The organism is Aquiflexum sp., assembly GCF_977115555.1.
Window position 1 is genome coordinate 1 of record NZ_CDSBKL010000479.1, and the last position, 2,745, is coordinate 2,745.

Here is a 2,745-nt window from a genome sequence, read left to right on the forward strand (position 1 = left end):
TGATTATTTGGTTTATGGTTATATTGGTTACTTACTTCGCTCAGTACAAGAATTGGGTTATTGGATATTGGTTGTCTTTAAATATAAAGAAAAACGGAGGAGTTTCCTTTTGGAAATTTTTGGTATGGAATAAAATACCAATAAAACTGATGGATAAGAAAATTTTTTCTCAGTAAGGGAAGCGGATTGAGACTTTTGAAAAGGCAATGAATTATATTGGGGATGAAATCAAATCCATCCAAAAACAAGCCTCTGACCCCAAATAATTTCAGCTATGTCAAAAAGCCAAATCTTCATCCTGATCAGTCTCCTGATTTTGGGAACTGTAGGTTGTCAGTCTCCAAAATCCGACGAAAACGAACAACCTGAAAGCATCCAAACAGAAATGGCGGTCCCTGAAGAGGTCTATGACCCCGATCCCACAGACACCATTCCAGGCAACCTCTATGCTATCAACAGCAGCTCGAAAGAAACTGCTGATTTGGTTAGAAAAACCATTCAGGGCATGTTCAAAGATGATCTTGATAAAAACATCATCGACGATTACAGTAGAAAATTTATATTTTTCGAATATGACCTGAATGATGATGGCAAAACGGAAATCATGGTTGGATTTACAGGGCCTTATTTTTGTGGTTCCGGTGGTTGCAGTCAGTTGATTTTGGACCATGAAGGCAATATCATCACCAGATTTACGGTCGCTGATTACCCTGTAGTCATAGACACTGTCAAAACAAATGGATGGAAAGACCTCATCATTTATTCAGGGAGAAAGAACAGGATTGTGAAATTTGACGGAAAGTCCTATCCTTCCAATCCATCCGTACAACCTGAACTCAAACTGATCCCCGGTGATGGATTGACTAGGGCATTGGATTTTGTCAATGAACCTTATCCTTGGTTTACTTTTTGAGAATTTAGAAACCCAATAAAACAAACATGACTCAAAACCTTTCACCGATCATCTCCGCTTCTGATTTACTCCTTTTATCAGCACTGCCTGAATTTGTTCTCATCGATGCTAGGTTTGGAAAAGCTAACTACGAAGCCGGACACTTAAAAGGAGCCCATCATGTGGACCTAAACAGCCAACTTTCTGATATCAAAGCGGATTTTGCAGAGGGAGGAAGACATCCTTTACCAACAGCCTCCCGGTTTTCGGAATTGTTGTCAAGTCTGGGCATCAGCCCATCGTCTCATGTCGTTGTGTATGATGATAAAAACGGAGCCAATGCCGCAGCCCGGTTTTGGTGGATGATGCGGGCAATCGGTCATGAAAAAATACAGGTTTTGGATGGAGGAATGGATGCTGCCATCCATGCAGGTTTTCCTTTAAGCTCAGAGGTTGAAAAAGTATATCTTAAAGGAAATTACAAAGTTTCTTTCTGGCAATTGCCGGTTGCTGATATCCGGGAAATCGATAAGGTATCGCAAGATCCTGAGTATCTTGTCATAGACGTAAGGGAAAATGAGCGGTACCGTGGGGAAAAAGAGCCCATCGATCTGGTGGCGGGACACATACCGGGAGCGGTAAATATTCCTTTTGCCTCTAATCTTGATCCTAAAGGATTTTTCCTTTCTCCTACAGGACTCAGAGCAAAATATGAGAAAGCATTGGAAGGAAAATCTGCCGAAAACATCATTGTGCACTGCGGTTCGGGAGTCACGGCCTGCCACACACTATTGGCTTTGGCACATGCAGGAATGGAAATCCCCAAACTGTATGTAGGTTCCTGGAGTGAATGGTCTAGAAATGGTAGAGAAATAGCCACAGAATTAGGATAAACATTTACTATTCAACCTTCTTTGACCCAATGAAAACAGCTGCTAAAGACATAGATGAATACCTCCAGGATTTTCCCGAGGACATTCAGGAGCAATTGCAAGGCATCCGACACTCTATCCGGAAAGTTGCTCCTGAGGCAGTGGAATGCATCAATTATGGCATTCCTACTTTTAAGTTTCATGGAAACCTTGTCCATTTTGCAGCTTATAAAACCCACATCGGATTTTATCCAGGAGCCTCAGGTATAGCGGAATTCAAGAAAGAACTTGCGCCATATCCTACTGCAAAGGGAACTGTTCAGTTTCCGTTGGACAAACCGCTTCCTTTGGAACTGATATCAGACATTGTGATTTTTAGGTTGGATGAAAATATCAGGAAAGCCAACCCGGCGAAAAAGAGAAAGTGAATTTTTGGCCGATCATAAAAAACATTTATATAGTGCATCAAATGAATTGTGATTAATTATAGGGTTTTCAGCCTATTTGGGAAAACAACCCCAAAAAATCGGCGTAAGGATTGGCGTGATGTAACCGAAGTATTCATCCAAAAATCTAACCAAACCAAAAATGAAAACCTTATTCAAATTCCTCCCCATCCTCTTTGGCTTCTTTGTTTTCACTTCTTGTGGCGACATTGAAAAAAAAGTAGAAGACAAACTCAACAGCATTACTGACAAGGCATTGAAGCTTGATTCAATTGTCAACAAGGAGTTGGATAAAATCAATTCACTTGACTCGCTCATCAATTTGGAAACAGAAAAGGTCAAAGTCCTTGATTCTCTTGTCAACAAATCAAGTTCGAGGGTAGATTCCATCGTAAATGGTAAAATCGATAAGATCAATAAGATTTTTAATTAGAAAATAGAAATACCTATATGGGTCAATGCTTTCGAAAGCATTGACCTTTTTTTTTTATTCAGTGTGCTTCATTTGATTTCCCTTTCCATGGTTTTTTTATTT

At 40.1% G+C, this 2,745-nt stretch carries 4 protein-coding genes; all 4 read left to right on the forward strand.

Annotation, left to right across the window (positions count from 1 at the left end; translation table 11 throughout):
* Positions 1–274 precede the first annotated feature (274 nt).
* The 4 genes from ACZFYI_RS18515 (at position 275) to ACZFYI_RS18530 (ending at position 2,643) form a co-directional block, all read left to right on the forward strand.
* Positions 275–913 carry a hypothetical protein gene (locus ACZFYI_RS18515; protein WP_462525605.1) on the forward strand — a complete coding sequence of 213 codons (639 nt, stop codon included), beginning with the start codon at positions 275–277 and terminating at the stop codon, positions 911–913.
* 26 nt (positions 914–939) lie between these two features.
* Positions 940–1,785: a sulfurtransferase gene (locus ACZFYI_RS18520; protein WP_462525606.1), complete on the forward strand. Its 846-nt coding sequence runs from the start codon at positions 940–942 to the stop codon at positions 1,783–1,785.
* Positions 1,786–1,814: 29 nt separating this feature from the next.
* Positions 1,815–2,192, forward strand: coding sequence for an iron chaperone (locus tag ACZFYI_RS18525; protein ID WP_462525607.1), 378 nt, complete (start codon positions 1,815–1,817; stop codon positions 2,190–2,192).
* A 160-nt stretch (positions 2,193–2,352) separates the two neighbouring features.
* Entirely contained in the window at positions 2,353–2,643 is a 291-nt protein-coding gene (locus ACZFYI_RS18530; protein ID WP_462525608.1) for a hypothetical protein, read from the forward strand.
* The last annotated feature ends 102 nt before the right edge of the window (positions 2,644–2,745 follow it).